General features: G+C 69.3%; 17 protein-coding genes. 4 read left to right on the top strand and 13 right to left on the bottom strand.

The features are described 5' to 3' along the window. Nucleotides 1–19: 19 nt before the first annotated feature. From AC3IRM_RS04395 to AC3IRM_RS04360, 8 genes are all read right to left on the bottom strand, one after another. Entirely contained in the window at nucleotides 20–646 is a 627-nt protein-coding gene (locus tag AC3IRM_RS04395) for a hypothetical protein (protein WP_489205039.1), read from the bottom strand. Nucleotides 647–774: 128 nt separating this feature from the next. Continuing rightward, on the bottom strand, nucleotides 775–1,380 hold the full coding sequence (locus tag AC3IRM_RS04390) for a 3'-5' exonuclease (RefSeq protein ID WP_489205038.1): 606 nt from the start codon (nucleotides 1,378–1,380) through the stop codon (nucleotides 775–777). Nucleotides 1,381–1,386: 6 nt separating this feature from the next. Continuing rightward, the gene (locus AC3IRM_RS04385) at nucleotides 1,387–3,210 is read right to left on the bottom strand and encodes a DUF294 nucleotidyltransferase-like domain-containing protein (RefSeq protein WP_489205037.1); all 1,824 of its coding nucleotides are present in this window, start codon (nucleotides 3,208–3,210) and stop codon (nucleotides 1,387–1,389) included. A gap of 50 nt (nucleotides 3,211–3,260) precedes the next feature. After that, nucleotides 3,261–3,941, bottom strand: coding sequence for a ligase-associated DNA damage response endonuclease PdeM (gene pdeM / locus AC3IRM_RS04380; RefSeq protein WP_489205036.1), 681 nt, complete (start codon nucleotides 3,939–3,941; stop codon nucleotides 3,261–3,263). After that, nucleotides 3,934–6,387: a ligase-associated DNA damage response DEXH box helicase gene (locus AC3IRM_RS04375; RefSeq protein WP_489205035.1), complete on the bottom strand. Its 2,454-nt coding sequence runs from the start codon at nucleotides 6,385–6,387 to the stop codon at nucleotides 3,934–3,936. The genes pdeM and AC3IRM_RS04375 overlap by 8 nt, the downstream gene beginning before the upstream one ends. A 101-nt stretch (nucleotides 6,388–6,488) precedes the next feature. Continuing rightward, nucleotides 6,489–8,195, bottom strand: coding sequence for a cisplatin damage response ATP-dependent DNA ligase (locus AC3IRM_RS04370; protein ID WP_489205034.1), 1,707 nt, complete (start codon nucleotides 8,193–8,195; stop codon nucleotides 6,489–6,491). 40 nt (nucleotides 8,196–8,235) lie between these two features. Next, nucleotides 8,236–9,237 carry a ligase-associated DNA damage response exonuclease gene (locus tag AC3IRM_RS04365; RefSeq protein ID WP_489205033.1) on the bottom strand — a complete coding sequence of 334 codons (1,002 nt, stop codon included), beginning with the start codon at nucleotides 9,235–9,237 and terminating at the stop codon, nucleotides 8,236–8,238. A 122-nt stretch (nucleotides 9,238–9,359) separates the two neighbouring features. Continuing rightward, nucleotides 9,360–13,118 carry a hybrid sensor histidine kinase/response regulator gene (locus tag AC3IRM_RS04360; protein WP_489205032.1) on the bottom strand — a complete coding sequence of 1,253 codons (3,759 nt, stop codon included), beginning with the start codon at nucleotides 13,116–13,118 and terminating at the stop codon, nucleotides 9,360–9,362. Here AC3IRM_RS04360 and AC3IRM_RS04355 point away from each other — a divergent pair. From AC3IRM_RS04355 to AC3IRM_RS04345, 3 genes are read left to right on the top strand one after another with little or no spacing between them, the layout of a single operon-like run. Then, on the top strand, nucleotides 13,088–13,795 hold the full coding sequence (locus AC3IRM_RS04355) for a YceI family protein (protein ID WP_489205031.1): 708 nt from the start codon (nucleotides 13,088–13,090) through the stop codon (nucleotides 13,793–13,795). The two genes, AC3IRM_RS04360 and AC3IRM_RS04355, sit on opposite strands and share 31 nt — an antisense overlap. Then, nucleotides 13,792–14,376 carry a cytochrome b gene (locus tag AC3IRM_RS04350; protein ID WP_489205030.1) on the top strand — a complete coding sequence of 195 codons (585 nt, stop codon included), beginning with the start codon at nucleotides 13,792–13,794 and terminating at the stop codon, nucleotides 14,374–14,376. Before AC3IRM_RS04355 ends, AC3IRM_RS04350 begins: the two co-directional genes overlap by 4 nt. Nucleotides 14,377–14,385: 9 nt before the next feature. After that, nucleotides 14,386–14,937: a YceI family protein gene (locus tag AC3IRM_RS04345; protein WP_489205029.1), complete on the top strand. Its 552-nt coding sequence runs from the start codon at nucleotides 14,386–14,388 to the stop codon at nucleotides 14,935–14,937. Nucleotides 14,938–15,265: 328 nt separating this feature from the next. On the opposite strand, the gene AC3IRM_RS04340 is transcribed toward AC3IRM_RS04345, so the two are convergent. Further along, entirely contained in the window at nucleotides 15,266–15,508 is a 243-nt protein-coding gene (locus tag AC3IRM_RS04340) for a glutaredoxin family protein (RefSeq protein ID WP_489205028.1), read from the bottom strand. A 49-nt stretch (nucleotides 15,509–15,557) separates the two neighbouring features. Here AC3IRM_RS04340 and AC3IRM_RS04335 point away from each other — a divergent pair, with 49 nt between their 5' ends. Continuing rightward, nucleotides 15,558–16,940, top strand: a complete 1,383-nt coding sequence (locus AC3IRM_RS04335; RefSeq protein WP_489205027.1) for an L-serine ammonia-lyase — start codon at nucleotides 15,558–15,560, stop codon at nucleotides 16,938–16,940. Nucleotides 16,941–17,072: 132 nt separating this feature from the next. On the opposite strand, the gene AC3IRM_RS04330 is transcribed toward AC3IRM_RS04335, so the two are convergent. The 4 genes from AC3IRM_RS04330 to metX form a co-directional block, all read right to left on the bottom strand. Next, nucleotides 17,073–17,828, bottom strand: a complete 756-nt coding sequence (locus AC3IRM_RS04330; RefSeq protein ID WP_489205026.1) for a DUF1521 domain-containing protein — start codon at nucleotides 17,826–17,828, stop codon at nucleotides 17,073–17,075. A gap of 122 nt (nucleotides 17,829–17,950) precedes the next feature. Further along, nucleotides 17,951–19,039 (bottom strand): Rossmann-fold NAD(P)-binding domain-containing protein, encoded by a 1,089-nt coding sequence (locus AC3IRM_RS04325; protein ID WP_489205025.1) that lies wholly within the window; start codon nucleotides 19,037–19,039, stop codon nucleotides 17,951–17,953. Beyond that, nucleotides 19,036–20,277, bottom strand: coding sequence for an O-succinylhomoserine (thiol)-lyase (locus AC3IRM_RS04320; RefSeq protein WP_489205024.1), 1,242 nt, complete (start codon nucleotides 20,275–20,277; stop codon nucleotides 19,036–19,038). Before AC3IRM_RS04320 ends, AC3IRM_RS04325 begins: the two co-directional genes overlap by 4 nt. Beyond that, nucleotides 20,274–21,185 carry a homoserine O-succinyltransferase MetX gene (gene metX / locus AC3IRM_RS04315; RefSeq protein WP_489205833.1) on the bottom strand — a complete coding sequence of 304 codons (912 nt, stop codon included), beginning with the start codon at nucleotides 21,183–21,185 and terminating at the stop codon, nucleotides 20,274–20,276. The genes AC3IRM_RS04320 and metX overlap by 4 nt, the downstream gene beginning before the upstream one ends. Nucleotides 21,186–21,232 lie beyond the last annotated feature (47 nt).

Raw genomic sequence — 21,232 nt, 5'->3', positions numbered from 1 at the left:
GCGGACGCGGGCCGTGGGATCAAAGGGTTCGGTAGTTGGTTTCGGGCAGCACGCGCCAGGCGTGGGTGCTGGCATCGAACGCGACCAGCACGACTCGGTCACCGCGACGCAATTCGGTGCCGGGCTCGGCGCGCACCTGCAGGATCAGACCGGCGCCGCCATCGTCGACATCGGCCGTACCGGCGCGCTCGGACACCTGCGCCGTGCGCACCACGGCGACCTGCCCGAGCAGCGACCGCTGCGCCGGCGTGCGCCGCGACAGCAGCCAGCGGCGCAGCGGACGCAGCACGGCCGAGGCGATGAACACCGACGCGACGAACGCCATAAGCGCGACGCCGCTGCCGACCAGCCAGCGCAGCCAGCCGGCGAAGTGGCCGAGTACGAACAAGTGGGCGAAATAGGTGAGGAACCAGGCAATGAACGCGACCAGGGTCACGACCAGCATTAGCGGCAGACGATCCAGCCCCAAGCGGCCGAGCATGCCGGCCAGGCCGGAGGTGTCGCCCAACTCGACGGCATCGAGACCGTCGAGATCCAGATCCACGAGGCCGGTGGCCGCAAGCAGCCAGTAGATCGTGCAGAACGCCAGCACGATGCTGTAGACGAGCGTGGGATAGCCCAGCGCCGTGCTCACGAATTCCGCCATGCCCGTCCAACTCCCTGTTGCGCGCCGCCTGCGCGGCCGCTCCCCAATCCTTCGGTCCTATCATGCCAGCGCCGCATGGCAATGCGCCAACCCGGCAACGGCGCCGATGCGCATCGACGCCCGTCGGATCAGCCGCGTTCGCCGCGCAATGCGAGCCAGCACAGGGCCACCGTGGTGGCATCACCGAGCGCACTGTGGCGACCGAGCACCGGCACACCCAGCGCTTCGGCGATGTGGGCGAAATCGAGATCGGGGGGCACATCCGGACGCGCGCGGCGTGCGCGCGTGGCGTAGACATCGGCCAGGTCCACGCGCGGGTTGGGCAGTGGAAATCCGGTCAGGCCTTGGACGTGCGGCGCCAGCATGGCGAGATCGAAGCGCAGGTTGTAGCCGAGCAGCGCGCGACTGCCGAGCCACTGCAGGAACGCCGCCACGACCGGCGTGACCGACGCGCCGTCGGCGGCTTCCTCCGGCGTGATCCGGTGGTGGCGGATGGAGCCGATGTCGAAGTCGCGGTCGGGGCGCACGCGCCGCTCGAAGCGTTCCGACAGCACCACGCGGCCGCCGCGCACCGGCACTGCGGCCAGGCTCAGGATGTGGTCGCGGCGTGGATCGAGTCCGGTCGTCTCCAGATCGAGACTGACACACTCATTGGCGGGCGGACGCTGCAGCAGGCCGCGCCAGGCGCCCTCGCCATGCCGGCGTCGCAACCACCACCGCTGCAACGGCGTCATGCGCGCTCAGCCCGGCACGTGGAAGACGCGCCGCACGTGTTCGCGGAATGCCTTGACCACATGCAGGGCATCGCGCAGCAGTTCGCGGTCGAGGCGACGCAGTCCCGCGGTGTCGACGTGGTTGTCGGCGACGCGACCGTCGTCCAGCGCCGCGAGCTGCGCGTCCAGGCGCATCCGCTGGAACACGTTCAGCGCCTGCGGCAGGTCGCGCTCGAGGCCACCGGGCAACGCGCCCTGCAACGCAAGCGCTTCGCAACGATCGATGCTACCGGTCGCGCCGATGCCGTGGCGCAGTGCCAGGCAACGCAAGCCGTGCACGACCGGAAAGATGCCGCCCTTCTTGAGGTCGATGCCCTGGGCATCGCTGCGCATCCGTCCGAAGAACGTCAACGGCGCGCCGAATCCCAGTGCGCCGGCCGCCAGGTGGTGCATCAGGATCTCGTCCTGTCCGAGCGTCATCAGCGCGGTCTTGACCGGCGCGAACAAGGCGGCATTGCCGGCGATCGGCCGCGCGTCGAGTGCGATCGAAAGATCCAGCGCCGCCTCCCCGCCGTAGTGGCCGCGCCAGTGCGTGACACGCGCCTGCCATTCACGCGCGGTCATGCGCCAGTGCGGGTTGTCGACCATCACCCGCCCGGGGCAGGGCGGGTAACCGATCGTCGAAAGCGCGGCGCTGAAGCGGTCCATCGCGGCGTCGAGTTCCGGCCAGTCGAGATCGTCGGCGAGCACCAGCGCATTGTCCTGGTCGGTCTTGAGCAACTGCTCGCGGCGGCCTTCGCTGCCCATGACCAGCAGGCAGACGCGGTCGCGATATTCCGCCGGCACGACCTGCTCGAACACCTGCGCCATGACCCGCTCATTGAGCGCGCTGACCAGGCCCATCAGATACGGCATGCGGGCACCGTGCGCGGCGAGGCTGCGCACCAGGCCGGTCATGCCGCTGGCGGCGGCGGTGATCTCGTCCAGGCTGTGCGCCCGGGCCAGGCGCAGGCTGATCAGATGCGAATGGCTGGCGAAATGCGACAGCACCTCGGCGATGCCCAGGGTGCCGGCGATACCGCCGTCGCGTGTCCGCACCACCACACGTTCGATGCGGCGCTCGGTCATGCCGATCAACGCCTGGAACAGCACCTCATGCGCGTCCACGCAGACCAGCGGCCGGTTCGCCAGTGGCCCGAGCGGCGCCTCCAGCGGCAACCGCTGCAGCGCGATCGCGTCGAGCAGATCGGTGCGGGTCACGATGCCCGGCTCGGAAAGGCCCGGCGTGTCGACGAGCAGGCAGTCCACGCCCGCCTCGCGCAGGCGCGCGGTGGCGTCTGCAATCGACAGGGCGTCGGGCACTTGGATCGCCGGCGCCAGCTGCGCTTCGTCGACGCGGATGATCATGAGCTCGGCGGACTCGCGCCTGGCGTCGCCCGATACCGACAACTGCCCCTTGGTCGCCAGCCCCTCGTTGAAATACGCCGCAAACCGGGAGTTGCCGGCGATCAGCGCGCGAAACACCTCGGCCGGTATCAAAAAGCACAGGCACTCGCCTGCGGTGCGGTAACGCAACCGCGCGCGACCGGCCAGCACGGCCCAGGCGCCGAACACATCGCCCGGACCGTAGTCGGCGAAACGCTGCTCGACCCCGTCGACATCGCGTGCGTAGGCGTGCACGACGCCCTTGAGGATGACGTAGACGTGCGGCGACGCCTGGCCGGCCTCGATGAGTGTGGTGTCTGCGGGATGGAAGCCGATGTCCACGCTGGCCTGCAGACGCGCGCGACCGGGCGCATCGAGCAGGTCGAAGGGCGGCTGGTCGAGATCGAGGCCGGGCACGGGATCCATGGCGGACATTGTGGACCGATCGATGGACTGCCCGCGCCTGCCGCGATCACTCAACCCGACGACAGGTCCACCACCACGTCCGGCGCACATGCGAACAGCCGCGTGCCGGGCTCTGGTTCGACGCGCCAGCCACCGGCGAACGCCGTGAACGCCGGCAGCACGCCCGACGTGGCATCGAAGCGGAACGCCGGCAATCGCGGCACGCCGGGCAGCCGCACCACCGGGTGCAGATGCCCCCCGAGCCGGTAGCCCGCGGCCGCGTCGCTGATGTCGGCCGGGTCGTGCACGAACTGGAAGGGTGCGAATGCCAGCGCCGCGCCGTGGACATGGATGCCCAGTTCCGTGGCCAGGCCGGGACGGGCGCGCAGCGCGCGGTCGTGGTTGCCGCTGACGAGTTCCACCGACAGCGCGGCGCGTCCTCTGCGCCAGTCGATCCAGGCGTCACGCCAGGGCGCATCGGTCACCGCTGCATGCAGCAGATCGCCGAGCACCAGCAGGCGCGCGGCACGGGTCGATGCGAGCAGGCCATCGAGCTGCTGCAGGTCATGCGCAGTCCCGCCGCTGGGCAGCGCGATGCCGGCGCGGCGGAAATGATCGCCCTTGCCCAGATGCAGATCCGCGATCGCGAGCAGCGACATGCGCGGCCACCACAGCGCGCGCCCGGGGAGCAGCACCAGCGATTCGCCCGCCAGCTCGATGACGAGGCTGCCCGGGACCGACGTCTCAACCACGGTTGCGTTTCTCCAGCTGCGCGGCGGCGCGCTGCACGCGCGTGCGCCAGTCCTCGGTGCTGAGCTGGCCGCGCAGCGACTCGGCCCACAGCGGAAACGACATCGGCGTGAACGTCTTCAATGCATGCAGGGACAGGGCGCGGCCGCTGCAATCCTCCAGCGTCTCGCGCAGGCGCACCACTTCCAGCTGCGCGGCGAACACCTCGCGCTCGGCCAGCGCCAGCAGCATGTGGTCGGGGTCGTGCCGGCGCAGCACGTCGAACAACAGGCCGCTGGATGCCTGCAGCTGGCGCATCGAACGCGGCGCCCGGCCGGGCAGCGACGGTGGCAGCAGACCGGCAACGCGCGCGATGTCGCGGAACTGGCGGCGCGCGAGCTCGGCGAGGTTGAGGCTTTCGCGCAGATCCTCGAGCAGCGAATCCGGCGTCAGCAACGCGGCAATGTCGTCGACATCGAGCTCGACATCCTGCGCAGGCGACAGCACCAGCCCGTAGTCGTTGGCCGCGAACGAAAAACTGTTGGGATGCAGTCGCCCCCAGCGCAGCGACCACAACGCGGCGAGACCTTCGTGGACCTGGCGGCCGGCGAAGGGATACAGAAACAGGTGCCGGCCGCCGCGCACATGGATCCATTCCACCAGCAGGCGGCCGGGTGCGGGCAAGGCGGAAAGGCGCTGCTGCAGATCGAGCAGGCGCCCGATCGCCCGCAGCTCCGGCACGTCGCGTGGCGCCTCGAACAGTCGCTCCACCTCGTGCGCCAGCGTGCCCGACAGCGCCATGCGGCCGCCCGACCACTTCGGCACCGTGCCGCTGCCGGACTTCGCCACGCGCACATAGGCGGTCATGTCTTCCAGCCGCACGAGTTCCAGCGTGCGTCCTGCGAACTGGAACCTGTCGCGTGGCCGCAGGCGGCCGATGAAACTCTCTTCCACCGAGCCCAGTCCGCCGCCGCGCATCAGCTTCACGCGCACCGATCCGTCGCTGGCGATGGTGCCGATCGACAGGCGATGGCGCAGCGCGATGCGCCGGTCCTCGACGCGATAGATCCCGTCGTCACTACGCACCACGCGGCGGAAATCCGGGTAGTGCGCGAGCGCGGCGCCGCCCTGCACGATGAAGTCGAGCACCGCGCGCCAGGCCGTGTCGTCGAGCGCGCGGAAGGCGTGTGTATCGCGCACTTCGTCCAGCAATGCATCGGCCTCGAAGCCGCCGCCCAGTGCCAGCGTCACGCAGTGCTGGGCCAGCACGTCGAGGCTGAGCACCGGCGGCGGCCGCGATTCGATGGTGCCGGCCGCGACCGCGGCGCGTGCGGCGGCGTATTCGACGAGTTCGAGCGCATGCGTGGGCACGCAGACCACGTGCCCCGCTTCACCGGGACGATGCCGCGCGCGGCCGGCACGCTGCAGCAGGCGTGAGACCCCTTTCGGACTGCCGATCTGCAGCACCTGGTCGACGGCGGGGAAATCCACGCCCAGATCGAGACTGGACGTCGCGACCACGCAGCGGATGCTGCCGTCACGCAGGCCTTCTTCTGCCGCTGCGCGCAGCTTGGGATCGAGCGAGCCGTGGTGCAGCGCCAGCGTCTCCGGGGCTTCCGGCCAGACCGCGCTGAGCGCGCGGTGCCACAGCTCGGCCTGCGAGCGGGTGTTCGCGAACAGCAGGCTGGTGCGCTCGCGCATCAGGCGTTCGAGCACACGCGGCAACTGCGCCAGACCGAGATGGCCGCCCCACGGGAAGCGCTCGTCTTCGCCCGGCAACAGGGTATCGAGCGTGAAGCGCTTCGGCGCGACGCCCGCGACCAGCGGTGCATCGGGCAGATGCGGCAACAACGCGTCACGGGCCTCGTCCAGATTGCCGAGCGTCGCCGACACGCCCCAGATCCGCAGCGCGGGATTCAGACGGCGCAGACGCGCGAGCGCGAGCTGCAGCAGCACGCCGCGCTTGTTGCCGAGCAGTTCGTGCCATTCGTCGACGACTACGCATTGCAGTTGCGCGAGCTGCGGCGCGGTGTCGGCATAGGACTGCAGCAGCGACAGCGATTCGGGCGTGGTGACCAGCACGTCGGCCTGCCCGCTGCTTGCGAGACGCCGGTCGCGCGCACTGGCATCGCCGGTGCGCATCGCGACCACCCAGTCCAGACCGAGCGCTTCGATCGGCGCGCGCAGCGCGCGGGTCGTGTCGACGGCGAGCGCGCGCAGCGGCGTGATCCACAACACCTTGAGGCTGCCGGACGGACGCGTGGGCGGTCGTTTGCCCGGCTTCGAGGATGCGTTCGGGGTGGGCGCAGAGGCGAGCGCTTCGAGCAATGGGCCGCCGATCGCGGCCAGGGTCTTGCCACTGCCGGTCGGCGTCTGCAGCAGTCCCGATTCTCCGGCGAGATAGCGCTTCCAGACCTCGCGCTGGAACGGCGCGGCGGTCCAGCCCTGCGCCTCGAACCACGCACGCATCGGCGAATCCGGGCCGCGCAGACGCTTCGTTGCCGGTACTGCGATCTCGTCATCCTGTCCCGCCGCAGCTGTCGACGCAGCTGGGCGGCTCGCGCGTGGCGTCATCGCGCCAGGGCCTTCAACGTGTCCAGCCGGTCGGCCTCGGCCATCGGCTTGTCCTGGCGCCAGCGCAGGATCCGCGGAAAGCGCACCGCGATTCCCGACTTGTGCCGCTTCGACACGTTGACGGCCTCGAAGCCGAGCTCGAACACGTGATGCGCCTTCACCGAGCGCACCGGCCCGAACCGTTCCAGCGTGTGGCCGCGGATCCACTTGTCGAGCGCGAGGATCTCGCTGTCGTCGAGCCCCGAGTACGCCTTCGCGACCGGCACCAGGGTGTCGCCATCCCACAGGCCGAAGGTGTAGTCGGTGTAGAGCGTGCTGCGCCGGCCGTGGCCGGCCTGCGCGTAGAGCAGCACCGCATCGATGGTCAGCGGATCGATCTTCCACTTCCACCAGTCGCCGCGCCGCCGACCGGTCTGGTATGGCGCGTCCGCGCGCTTGAGCATCAGGCCTTCGACGCCGCGGTCGCGCGCTTCCTCGCGCAACTGTGCCGCTGCTGACCAGTCTGCGACCTCGACACGCGGCGAGACCACGATGCGCGGATCGCCATGCGCGGCGATCAGGGCCTCGAGCGCCGCACGCCGCTCGTGCTGCGGACGCGCGCGCCAGTCGTCGCCATCGCGTTCGAGCAGGTCGTAGACCTGCAGGCGCACCGGCGTGTCGGCCAGGGTCTTGGGGCCGGGCTTGAGGCGCTGGATGCGCGTCTGCAGTGCAGTGAACGGCAACGGCGCGTCGTCTCCGGCACGCCACGCGAGCAGCTCGCCGTCGAGGACCACGCCGTCGGGCAGCGACAGTGCGGCCGCCTCGATCTCCGGAAAGCGGCCATCGAGCCGTTCTTCGCCACGCGACCACAGCGCGACCTCGCCATCGCGGCGCAGCAGCTGCAGGCGGATGCCGTCCCACTTCCATTCGAGCAGCCAGTCGTCGATCGGCCCGAGCGCGCGCGCGACGGCATCGGGATCGTTGGCGAGCGCAATGATGTCCGGCGCGATCGGCGGCTCACCGTCCTCGGCCGGCGCGGCCTCGGGCAAACCCGCTTCGGTACGCAACGCCGATTCCAGCGGCGAGGCGAGAAAGAACGGATACGGCTGCTGGCGATCACCGGGGAGTTCTTCGACCGTCAACAGATCGCGCAGGAACGCCGGCGTCGGCGCCCAGCTGCCGAGCATGCGCTGCGCAAGCCGCGCGATGTCGATGCCGGTGAGTTCGGCGAGCGCCTGCTGCACCAGCCGCTGTGAGACGCCGACACGCAAGGCGCCGGTCAGCAGCTTGTTGAACAGCAGCCGCTCGTCGAAGCGCAGCGTGCGCCAGGCGTCGACGATCACCGCGCGGCGGATGTCCACATCCTTGTTGGCGATCGGCAACAGACGCGTTTCGATCCAGTCTGCCAGCGCGATATCGGGCGAGGCTTCGTCGGGATCATCGAGCAGCAAGGCCAGCGTTTCGCCCAGATCGCCGACCTGGTCGTAGCTGTCGTCGACCAGCCAGTCGGGCGTACCCGACTCGATCGCGATCCATTCGCGCAACTCGCGCGTGTTGGCGATCTTCTTGCGGGCGCTGGCGACCTTGCCGCCCGACAGCAGATACAACGCCCAAGCCGCATCGCGCGGCGGTGCCTCGCGGAAATAGCGGATCAGCGCGGCGCGCTTGTCGAGGGTGGCGGTGCTCTGGTCGAGTTCACGGTAGAGCTGGGCGAAGCGCTTCATGCCGATCGCGCCGACGCGGCGAGCGCACTGCGAAGCAGCCTCACTCCTCACCCCCGAAATCAGTCCGGAATGCCTCGGCCGCAATCCCGTCTTCGTTGAGCGCCCGAATGATCGCGTCGGTGTTGCCGTGCGTCGCGATCACCCGCGACGCACCCGTCTCGCGCACGGTGCGCATCAGGTCAGGCCAGTCGGCGTGGTCGGACACCACGAACCCGCGGTCGTAATTGCGACGGCGGCGGTTGCCGCGGATCTGCATCCAGCCCGAAGCAAAGCCCTGCTGCGCGCGGCGGAAGCGACGGATCCAGGCACTGCCCGCCGCGGACGGCGGCGCCAGCACCAGCTTGCCGGCGAAATCGGCCGCCTTGTCGGTATCCGACACCGGCAAGGTGTCGATCATCGGCACGCCGGCGCGGCGGTACACGTCCACGCCATTGGCGACCGCGCCATGCAGCAGGACCGGCGCATCGGTATGCACCGCGAGTTCCGCCAGCACGCGCTGGGCCTTGCCGAGGGCGTAGCAGTAAAGAATGGCCGCTTCGCCGCGTTCGGCGCAGTGGTCGCGCCAGGCGACGATATCGCGCGCGACCTCGGACGTGTCGGGCCAGCGGTAGACCGGCAGACCGAACGTCGCCTCGGTGATGAAGGTGTCGCACCGCACGACCTCGAACGGGTCGCAGGTCGGGTCGTGCTGGCGTTTGTAGTCGCCCGATGCGACCCAGACCTCGCCGTCGACCTCGACCCGCACCTGCGCCGACCCCAGCACGTGCCCGGCCGGGTGCAGCGACACCGTGGCCGCGCCCATCTGGAACGGCGCGCCGTATTCGTGCGCCGCGTAGATCTGCTCGCCCAGCCGCCATTCCAGGATCGGCAGCCCGATACGGGTGGTGTGATAGGCGCCCATGCCGGTTCGGGCGTGATCGCCGTGACCATGCGTGATGACCGCACGCGCCACCGGCCGCCACGGATCGATATGGAAATCGCCGGCAGGACAGTACAGCCCTTCCGGACGCAGCTGGATCAGATCGTTGGACGCGACGGCCATGGGCGCAGTCTGGATAGCGGCTTGTGCACGAGGCGCCAAGCCTGCCGTCGCGGCGTCGCGATGGCTGAGACGCGCGAGCTTCGCCGCGCGCGCCGTTCAGTGGCGCGCGCCGGCGTGGATCCTCAGAGCCCGGCCTCCGGCTCGTCGTCGTCGCGCGTGGGGCGCCAGCTCCAGGCGAGGATGTCGGAGAGCATTTCGCCCGTCAGCGGCTTGCGCAGGAAGCCGTCAAACCCTGCCGCGCGCGCGGCGGCCTCCGCATCGATGTCCGCACGCGCGGTGACGGCGACGATCGGCTGCAGGAACCCGTGCGCGCGCATCATGCCGGCCAGCGTCAGCCCATCGACGCCGGGCAGGTCAAGATCGAGCAGTGCCAGATCGAAGCTGCGCGTGGCGATCTCCGACAGCGCGGCAAGCCCGTGCATGACGTGCACGACCTCGTGCCCCTGCAGTGCCAGCAATCCCGAAATCACCTCCGAGACGGTCTGATCGTCCTCGACCAGCAGGATCTCCAGCCCCACCGCCGAGGTGATCTGTCCGTAGCTCGTGTCGGCGCGTGGCCCTGGCGGATCGTCGACTGTCGGCAGCGGCAGTACGACGCGGAACTGCGTGCCGGTGCCGAGCGTGCTGTCGACGTCGATGTGTCCGCCCATGGCTGCCGACAGCTCCTGGCTGATCGCCAGCCCCAGACCGCTTCCGCCATAGCGCGAGGCGGTGCGCACGCCTTCGGCTTGCTCGAACCGCCGGAACAGGCGTTCGCGCTGCTCCGGATCCAGCCCCGGACCGGTGTCGCTGACCACGAACACCAGCGCGCGGTCCGCATCCGTCGTCACGCGGAGCGTCACGTTGCCGCGTTCCGTGAACTTGACCGCATTGCCGAGCAGATTCAGCAGGATCTGCCGGACGCGTCCGGAATCCCCGTGCACCCACTCGGGCACGCCGGTCTCGATGACGGTGTCGAATGCCAGCGATTTCTGCCGGGCCAGCGGCGCGCACATCCCGACCACATCCTGTACCAGGCGCGCCAGCTCGAACGGTTGCGCGTCGAGATCCAGTCTTCCGGCCTCGATACGCGCCAGATCGAGCGCATCGTTGACCAGTCGCATCAGATGATCGCCGGCGCGGCGGATGGATTCGGCATAGCCCCGCTGCCGCGCATCCAGCGCGGTGTCGAGCAGCAGTTCGCTCATGCCCAGCACGCCGGTCATCGGCGTGCGGACTTCATGGCCCAGCGTGGCAAGGAACCGGGTCTTGGCCAGCGAGGCCTGCTCGGCCACCTGGCGTTTGTCTTCTGCGAGTTGCCAGGCGTGGCGGCGCTTCAGGCGCGCGCGATAGGCGTGCGCGATCCGCCAGATGCACAGAACGGTGACCAGAAGCGCGGCGAGCAGTGCCCACGGCGTTCGCCACCATGGCGGCGCCTGTTGGATCACCAGCGGCCGCAGCGCGGTCCACTCGCCGTCTTCCGTGCGCGCTTCGACCAGCAGGGTGTAGCGACCGGGCTCCAGGCGCGGGAACACGCGCTCTGCGTGCGCGTCCGCGTCCATCCATTCCGACTCGTAACCGTCGAGGCGGAAACGGTAGTGATGGGTGTGCGCGTCGGTGAACGACAACAGTCGCGCCACCACGCGCAGGTCGCGGTCCCCATGACGCAGCATGATCGCGCCCCGTGTGGGCAGGTCGATCTCGTCGTCCCCGCGTCGCAGGTCGATCGATTCGACCACCAGAGGTGGTGTCTCCTCACGCCGGTGTACATGGTCAGGATGGAACAGCAGCAGGCCTTCGCCGGTCCCGACCGCGAAATGGCCGTCGCGGGACACGCCGATCTGCTGCTCGCTGAATTCCTGGCTGGGCAGGCCGTCGCGCACGCCATAAACGCGGGCACGCGCGGTGGCGGGATCGAAACGGACGAGTCCGCGCGGCGTCGTGATCCACAGGACACCGCTGGCATCGACGCCTATGCCGCCCGGCATCACCTGCGGCAGCCCGTCGTCACGATCGAATGCGCGCTGCAGTGCGAGCAGCGCGCCGTTCCAGTGGTAGGCCTCCAGCCGTTCCGGGCCGGCAAGCCAGACTGTGTCCGCGCCTTGCCAGACCAGCGCGCCGATCGTCCGCTGCGGCCCACCGGGTACAGGCTCGAACCTGCGGTCCACGGCATTCCACATGTAGACACCGCGCGTGGTGGCGAGCCACAGACCGCCATCGGGCGAGGCCGCGATGGTCATGGGCCGCACGCGTTCCGGGATTCCACGGCCGTCGCCCGCCTGGATGGACTCCATCACGCGCCCATCGGTCGCACGGGCCTGGATTTCCAGGTCACTGCCGAACCAGACGGTGCCGTCGCGCTGCTCCACGATGCTGTCGATGTGCTGGCCGTCAGGCGCGGGATCCACAGCGTCTCCCTTGTGCCAGCGTGTGGTCTGCCCGGTAGCGGGGTCGAAGCGCACCAGCTGCCGGAAACAGCCGATCCAGACGATGCCGCCGCGGGTCTCGTGGACGCTGCGGTTCGCCTCGCTGCCGCAGACCTGGGTCAGGCGGTGTTCGATGGCACCCGTCGCAGGATCGAGATGGTCGAGCACGCCGCCGTTGCCGACCAGCCAGAACCCGCCGTCGACGGCGCGCGCAACCCCGTGCACGAACGCATTGGCCGGCGTCTTCGGGTCCGACACGCGCCGCTGCATGACGGTGAAGTTGCGCCAGTTGGCCGGCAGGTACCACAGGCCGGCATCCATGCTCGCAAACCACAGGCCGCCCTCGCGATCCTGGAACGCCGAAGACCAGGCAGGTCGCACCGGCCCACGACTCGCGAAGCTGTAGAGCGGTACGTCCTCGATGCGGCCATCGACCTTGCGCGCAAGCCCGCTGCGCGTATCGAACCATTGCGCACCCTGTCGATCCTCGACCAGCATGTGCAGCACCGGCGCACGCAGGACCGGATCGATGTCCGTCATCATCTCGGTCAGGCCATTTGCACGGCGTACCGCGCCATTTCCCTGCAGACCGATCCAGAGATCGCCTGACAGATCCGAGACGAGCCCGTTGACCATCCGCGACGCGTTCGCCGGCATCCGCAACGGTTCGAAATCGCGACCTGTCCAGCGCGCGACACCGTTCTTGGTGCCGATCCACAATGTCCCGTCGGTCGCCGGCACGAGGTAGCTCACGCCGTTGGACGGCAGGCTGCGCGGATCGTCCGCATCCGATTCGAAGTGCTGCAGACTCCCGCCGGGTGCAAGCCGGTAGAGTCCGGATTCAGACGTCCCGAACCAGATCGCGCCGTCCGGCATCGACATCACGGCCCAGACATCGTCGACACCGATCTCCGGATAGGTGTCGTGGTTGTAATGGGTGAAGGTGGTGCGGCTCGCATCGAGCATCGTCAATCCACCGCGCCGCGTGCCCACCCAGACGCGGTCCTGCGCATCGACATGCACGGTCCAGACGTAATTGTCACCAAGCCCCTCGTCGACCCGCCAGACGCGGAAGCCCACACCGTCGTAGCGGGCGAGGCCGTCGCGCGTGGCGATCCACAGATAGCCCTGCTGGTCCTCGGCAATGGCGTTCACGCGATTGGACGGCAGTCCGTCGAGCACGCCGATCTGCCGCGGCTGCGGAATGCTGGCCGTGACCGCCGCGTCCTGCGCCCATACGACGCCAGCCCACAGGCTGCACAGCCATCCCACCAGCATCATCCCTGCAAGACGCATCCCGCTCCCCGACCCCGCTGCCGCGCGTTGGCCGCGCGTCCCGACCAGCATCCTCGCAACGCTGCGTTGCCACCGCAAGTTGCGCCGCGCCGACGGCACGCGCCTAGAATCGGCAAGACCGCCCGTTTGGCGGCCATCCGGACTCTCCGATGCGACTGCCGTGCAAGTTCGTCCTGTCATCCCTTGTGCTGATCGGCTTGGGCGCGCCCGCATGGGCCGCGCCGGCGCAGTACGCGCTCGACCCGGTCCACACCCGGGTGCAGTTCGCGATCGACCACGCCGGTTTTTCGAAGGCGATCGGGACCGTCTCGGGCAGTACCGGCACGATCGTGTTCGATCCCGACGACTGGAGCACGGCGCGCGTGGAGGTTTCGATTCCGATCGCGCGTGTGGACCTCGGCGACGCGAAGTGGAACCAGGCCACGCTCGCGCGCAACCTGCTCGACGGCGAGCGTCATCCGGTCGCGAGCTTCGTCTCCACCCGGATCGAACCGATCGACGCACAGCGCGCCATCGTGCACGGCGATCTGACCCTGCGCGGGGAGACCCGCGAGGTCGCGCTGCAGGTCGTGCTCAATGGTCTCAAGCGTTATCCGCTGCCGCCGTTCCGTCGCACCGTGGGCTTCTCCGCGACCGCCGCGCTGTCCCGCGCCGAGTTCGGCATCGATGCGTGGAAGTCGGTGATCGGCGACACCGTCGAACTGCGGCTCGAAGTGGAAGCCTCGCGCAGTCGCGGCGCTACGGAATCAGGTGACGATGCGGATGCCGCGGACGACGTGCCTGATGCCGAAGTGCCGGCGCCCGACGCGCCTGTCGAAGAGGCACCTGCACCACCGGCGACGGAGCCGAACCGGTGACGCTCCGCAATCCACCCGACCGCTGGGGCGGCGTCAGCCAGCTGCTGCACTGGCTGGTCGTGGCGCTGATCCTGACGACCGGCACCCTGGGGCTGGTGATGGGCGACATGCGCAACAGCCCGACCAAGATCGAGCTCTACGCCCTGCACAAATCGCTGGGCCTGACGATTCTCGCGCTGGCCACGCTGCGGCTGCTGTGGCGTCTCTACGCCGGTGCGCCGCGTCCGGTGCCCGGCACGCCGCGCTGGCAGGACCGGATCGCGTCGGTCACCCACTGGCTTCTGTACGGCCTGCTGTTCGCGATTCCGCTCAGCGGCTGGACCTTCAACTCCGCAGCCGGCTATCCGCTGCAGTGGTTCAAGCTGTTCAACCTGCCTGCGCTGGTGACGCGCGATGCAGACCTGCGCCAGCTCGCCGGCAACGTGCACGAATTGCTGTTCTGGACGCTGGTGGGCCTCGCGCTGCTGCACGCGGTCGCCGCGCTCTACCATCACTTCTTCCAGCGCGACGACACACTGGCGCGCATGCTGCCGCGTGGCTGGCTGCGCCGCCGTACTCCGACCTCCTCTCTACAGGACTGACGCATGCGCATGATCCGATCCCTCACCCTCGGCGTGCTGACCGCCGCGCTCACCCTGCCCGCCTTCGCCGCCGACTACGTGCAGGCGCCCGGTTCCTCGCTGGCCTTCGCCGGCAAGTACCAGGGCGAGACGTTCTCCGGCACCTTTCCCGGCTTCCGCACGACGGTCAGCTTCGACCCGGCCAACCTGGCCGCCGGCAAGCTGGCGGTGACCATCCCCGTGGCCACCGCGACCACGCAGAACGCTGACTACGACTCGGAGATGCGCGGCGACGCGTTCTTCGACGCGTCGAAGTTTGCCCAGGCCACCTACAGCGCCACGGGCTTCCGCGATCTCGGCAACGGGCAGTACGCCGCCGACGGCACGCTGGAACTGCGCGGCGTGCGCAAGCCGGTGACCCTGACCTTCACCTGGACCGACGGCGCGCGTCCGCTGCTGTCGGGCCGCGCGACCGTGCGTCGCCTCGATTTCGGCGTCGGCGGCGGCGACTGGGCCGATACCGGCACGATTCCGAACGAAATCGCCGTCAGCACCCGGGTGTATCTGCAGCCGGCGAAGTGAGCGTCCAGACCGTGCCGATCTTCCGGTGCTGCGTCCGCGGCGAACATTTCCCCGGCGCACCGGCTGGGCATCCCGCGCCAGTTGGTTTCTAAGCCGCCCGGTTTGTAGAGGCGCCATCCGCCCGGGCAGACGAGGCGGCAGCGCTGGGGCTTCTGCGGGCCGAGTCCGAGTTCGAGCGCGTGTCTCCGGACGACCGGATAGAGGATGCGCGGGTGTACTTCGAGAAATGGATGTGGACGAAGTGCGCGCGCCCGGCCGAGGATTCACCCTCTTCCCGATGGAGCCTGACGGCAGCCTCACGCCCTGAGGCGCGAGCGCCAGCGGGTGCTTACGCGTGATCCCGTAACAGGCCGCGCACAGCATCGGCGTCGAACGGCCAGTCGAGTTCGCACCCGCCCCGCTCGTCGCGCAGCACCGGCACGCGCACGCCATACCGGTCTTCGAGTGCCGGCTCGCCGTCGATGAAGACACTGTCGAACGCCGGGACGCCGGCGTTGGCGAGCACGTCCAGCGCCAGATCGCACAGATGGCAGTCGTCGCGCTGGTAGAGGATCAGGGTCGGAGCGGTCATGTCGCGTCGCGGCGGGCCTGGATGCAGGCGCGGGCCGTAGAATAGCCCCATGGCAGTCAGCACGTTCGACCTCTACAAGATCGGCATCGGGCCGAGTTCCTCGCACACCGTCGGGCCGATGCGCGCGGGCGCGCGCTTCGTGCGCCGCTGGCTGGAAGTGCCGGGGCGGCTGGATGACGTGGCGCGTATCCGAGCCGAAGTCTTCGGTTCGCTGGCCCTGACCGGTCGCGGCCACGGCACCGACAAGGCGCTGATGATGGGGCTCGAAGGCCACATGCCGAACCAGATCGACCCGGACATCATTCCCGATGCGTTGATTCGCATCCGCGGCGACAAGCGCATCCGGCTCGGCGGCATGCACGAGATCGCATTCGACGAGAAATCCGATCTGGTGATGAACAAGCGGCAGAAGCTGCCGTTCCACACCAACGGCATGCGCTTCACCGCCTACGACGCCGACGGCGCGGTCATCGCGACGCGCGACTACTACTCGGTGGGCGGCGGTTTCGTCGTCAACGAGGACGAGGCGGCCGAAGACCGCATCGTCGCCGACACCACCGACGTGCCCTACCCGTTCTCGAGCGGCGACGAGCTGATCGCGCAGGCCAACGCACACGGCCTCAGCATCGCGACGCTGATGCTGGAGAACGAGAAGGTCTGGCGCAGCGAGGGCGAGATCCGCGACGGCCTGCGCGAACTGTGGGCGGCGATGCAGTCCTGCGTCGCGCGCGGCATCCGCCAGACCGGTACCCTGCCCGGCGGCCTGCACGTCACCCGCCGCGCGCCGGCGCTGCATGCCGAGCTGTCGTCGAAGCCCGAAGCCGGCATGCGCGATCCGCTGACCGTCCTCGATTGGGTGAACCTCTACGCGCTTGCGGTCAACGAAGAGAATGCAGCGGGTGGCCGCGTCGTCACCGCGCCGACCAATGGCGCGGCCGGCATCCTGCCGGCAGTGCTGCATTACTACGACCGCTTCTGCCCGAATTCCACCGAGCAGGGCATCTTTGATTTCCTGCTCACCGCGTCGGCCGTCGGCATCCTCTACAAGGAGAACGCCAGCATCTCGGGCGCGGAAGTCGGCTGCCAGGGCGAAGTGGGCGTGGCCTGCTCGATGGCCGCCGCCGGTCTGACCGCCGCGCTCGGCGGCACGCCGAGCCAGATCGAGAATGCGGCCGAGATCGGCATGGAGCACAACCTCGGTCTGACCTGCGATCCGATCGGCGGGCTGGTGCAGATCCCGTGCATCGAGCGCAATGCGATGGGTGCGGTCAAGGCGATCAACGCCTCGCGCATGGCCTTCCGCGGCGACGGCAAGCACAAGGTCAGCCTCGACAAGGTGATCCGCACGATGCGCGACACCGGCCGCGACATGCGCGACAAGTACAAGGAAACCTCGCGCGGCGGCCTGGCGGTCAACGTCATCGAGTGCTGACGGCCCAACGGGTGCGCGCGACATCGCCGGCGTCGCGCGCGTTCCGACAGCAGCGACGGCAGGCCTACATCGCCCTGTATACGAGAACGGCGCACCGCGTCCGCGGCGCGCCGTTCGCAACAGAGCGCAGCCTCAGGCGCTGATCGACATCGTCAGGCTGAACTGCCACGGCACCACCGGCTTGGCGGCCGGCTCTGGATCGCGATGGACGTTGTCGCTGCCGAGCGCGAGGCCGCCGTTGAAGCTGATCGCCATCAAACCGGTGAAGAACGAGAAGATCTCGGCGAAGTGGGCGAGGAAATCCGGCCCGCCGTTCTTCAGTTCGTCGGTGGCCAGAATGAAGGCCTGATCGACGTTCTGGAGGTTGCCGTTCTGGTCGACGGCGATGAAGCCGCTGCCGTTCTCGTTCTCCAGCAGCACGTTGCCGTCGCGCACCGCGGCATCGAGCACGCGGCCGCCGCCGGCGAATTCCTGGAACGACAGATCGCCATGGGTGTTGCTGTCCACGCCGCTGATCTGCACGCCGTAATCGCCGTCGGTGATCGTCACCACGGACGCCACGGTCGCGCCGTCGCCGCCCTGCGCCCACGGCGTGGTCTCGATCGTGACCTTGGTGCCGTCATCGAGCTGGAACGTGGTCTGGCCCCAGAAATCGAAGGCGTGCTTGCCGTCGATCTCGACATGCGGGTCGCCCCAGATCCGGTAGTTCTCGCCCGTGGCCTTGTTGAAGACGATCACCTCGTCGTTGTCACCGGCGGTGATGCGGTAGTTGTCGTTCTCGAACTGCACGCGCCCGTCGGCGGTGCGCTGCGTACTGGCGGCGCTCTGCACAGCCGGCAGCTGGCCGCTGATGCTGAGCGAGACGGAAATGCTGAGGTGGTCGGTCACGGTGAGCCCCTGGCTGGATGGAATCTGAATGACGCTATTCCAGCGCGCACGCGGCCCGCACGACACCGGGGCGCACCCGATCTAGGGTTCACCCCAGTCGGGAAACCCGCCCCGTCCTCCCGTCAGCTCACCTGCGCGTGGGTGATCGCCAGCACGTCGTCGAGCAATGCCGCCGCCGTGACCTCGGCACCCGCGCCCGGCCCCTGGATCACCAGCGGCTGGGCGCTGTAACGATCACTGTGGATCGCGACGCGGTTATCGGTGCCGTTGCCCGCGCATAGCGGATGGTCGACCGGCAATGCACGCAGACCCACGCGTGCACCGTCGGCGTCGAAACGGCCGACGAAACACAGGCGGTTACCGTTCGCCGCAGCCTCCGCGCGGCGCGCTTCCAGCGTGTCGTCGAGTGCATCCAGCGCCTGATCGACGTCCGCCTCCGCAGCGCGCGCGAGCACGTCCGGCACCAGCGATTCGACGACGACTTCATGCGCCGGCAAGGCGATGCCCGCGGCGCGCGCGAGGATCAGCAGCTTGCGTCGCACATCCTCGCCCGACAGATCGACGCGCGGATCCGGCTCGGTGTAACCGGCCGCGCTCGCCTGGCGCACCAGCGCCGAGAACGGCCGGCTGCCGTCATGATGCGAGAACAGCCAGGCCAGCGAACCCGACAGCACGCCTTCGATCGCATGGATGCGGTCGCCGCCATCGATCAGGGCGCGCAGGCTGCGCAGCAGCGGCAGGCCTGCGCCGACCGTCGCACTGTCGCCGTAGCGGCCACCGATCGCGCGCGCATCGTCGATCGACAGTGCACGACCCAGATCGCCGCCGGTACCGAGCTTGTTGGCGGTGACCACGTGCACGCCGCGCGTCAGCCATTCGGGATGCCAGTCGGCAACGGTTTCGCTGGCGGTGGCGTCGACGATGATGTCGCCCGGCTTCGGGCTTTCGCCTTCGGCCCACGGGGGAAATCCGCCGCGCCGTCGCGCTGCGGCACGGGCCTGCGCGAGCGCGGCGTGCAGATCGTCGCCACCGCCGACCTGGGTGCGCGAATTGCACAGCCACGCGACCTCGGGCAGCGCCACGCCCTGCGCGGCGAGTCGCGCATAGCGCTCGACGAACGCCGAGCCGACCGTGCCGGTGCCCAGCAGCGCCAGACGCGCGGGCCGCGGTTGCGCCCGGCGCCCCTGCCGCAACTGCACGACGGCACTCATGCTTCGATGCCTGCGCGGGACGGGCGCGTCGCCGCGTCCAGCACGGTCGCGGCACGGGCGAGCCCGGCCTCGATGTCGATCCGCAGATCGTCCAGCGCCTCGATGCCGACCGACAGTCGCAGCAGGCCGTCGGAGATCCCGGCCGCAGCGCGCGCCGCCGGTGTCATCGCCGCATGCGTCATCGTCGCCGGATGCGCGATCAGGCTTTCCACGCCGCCGAGCGATTCGGCCAGCGTGAACTGGCGCAGGCCGTCGACGAATGCGCGCACCACGTCGTCCTGCGCCACGCCGGGGGCGCACGCGAGTTCGAACGACAGCATCGCGCCGAAGCCGGTCTGCTGACGCGCGGCGATCGCATGACCCGGATGATCGACCAGACCGGGGTAGTGGACGCGCGCGACAGCCGGATGGGCGTCGAGCAGCGCGACCACGCCGGCGGTGTTCTCCTGATGCACGCGCAGGCGCGCATCCAGCGTGCGCAGGCCGCGCAGGGTCAGGAAGCTGTCGAACGGCGAGCCGGTGATGCCCAGCGCATTCGCCCACCAGGCGAGCTGGGCGTGCAGCTCGGCGTCGCGCGCGATGACCGCGCCGCCGACGACATCGCTGTGGCCGTTGATGTACTTGGTGGTCGAATGCAGCACGACGTCGGCGCCGAATTCGATCGGACGCTGCAGCGCCGGCGACAGGAAGGTGTTGTCGACCACCACCAGCGCGCCAGCGCGGTGCGCGGCGTCGATGACGAATCGCAGGTCGGTGATGCGCAGCAGCGGGTTCGATGGTGTCTCCACCAGCACCAGCTTCGGCTGCGTGGCCAGCGCGTCGGCCAGTGCGCGTGGATCGGTGAGATCGGCAGTCACCAGCTCGAAGTGGCCCTTGCGTGCCAGTGCGTCGAACAGGCGCCAGCTGCCACCGTAGGCATCGTGTGGCACGACCAGACGATCGCCGGGTTCGAGCAGTGCATTGAGCACCAGGGTGATCGCGGCCATGCCGGTGGACGTGACCACCCCGCCCGCACCGCCTTCGAGTTCGGCCAGCGCTTCGCCGAGCAGATCACGCGTGGGATTGCCGCTGCGGGTGTAGTCGTACTGCCGCTTCTCGCCGAAGCCGGCGAAGCTGAAGTTGCTCGACAGCACGATCGGCGGTGTCACCGCGCCATAAGCCGGATCGCGATCGATGCCGGCGCGCACGGCGCGGGTCGCGGGCTGACAGGCGGCGTCGGTCGGGGCGTGGATGCTCATGCTTGGTCTCCGGATGTGGGGGCACGCAGCGCGGTGGCGAGCAGCGCATCGATGCGGTCGGTTTCTTTGAGGAAGGCGTCGTGGCCGTACGGCGAGCGCAGCACGCGCAGCTGGCCGCTCGGGCCCAGCCCTTCGAGCAGCGTCACTGCATCGGCGAGCGGGACCAGGCGGTCGCCTTCGACGGCGATCACCGTGGTCGGCACGCGGATGTCACGCGGATCGACGCGGTGCAGATCGATGGATTCGGACAAGCGCAGCCACGCGGTGACCGGTGTGCGCGAGACGTAGCGCGCGCCGGCGGCGTCGAGATAGTCCTCGGCGGCGACGCGCACGCGGCCGTTGACGATCTCGGGCGCGGCGTCGAAACGCGCGGCGAATTCTTCCGGCGTGCGGTAACTGAGCATCGCGAACTGGCGCGCCAGCGAAAGCCCCTGTGCATCGGCGCACTGCAGTTGTCCCAGCGCGACCGCCTGTCGCTGCAGCGCGCGCCAGGCAGCCGCATAGGGATGTGCGCGATGGGCACCACTGACCGCGACCAGCCGCTGTACACGGGTCGCGTGGCGCGCCGCGAACTGCAGGCCCACCAGCGCGCCGTAGGAATAGCCGACAAACGCATGCAGACGCGCGATGCCCAGCGCGTCGAGCAGCGCGGCGATTACATCGGCCTGGTCGGTGGTGTCGATCGGCGCGTCGAGCGTGCCATCGGCGCCGACGAAGTCGAAGGCCAGCAGACGCAGGTTCGACGGATCGAGCGTGCGGCCCGGCGCGACCAGTTCTTCCAGCCAGCCGGCTTCGGCATGCGCGGCGTTCGAAGCCAGATGCCGGTGCGCGGAAATGCCGCCGGCGACGAACACCACCGGCGCCGTTGCCGGGCCCTGCAGCTGATACCGCAGCGTGACCTGACGCATGCCGGCATGCCGGGTGGCGAGTTGCACGTCGAGGCTGCCGCGGGTGA

It is taken from the genome of Luteimonas sp. KH_071 (assembly GCF_057838005.1).
This window is presented reverse-complemented; position numbering and strand designations above follow the sequence as displayed.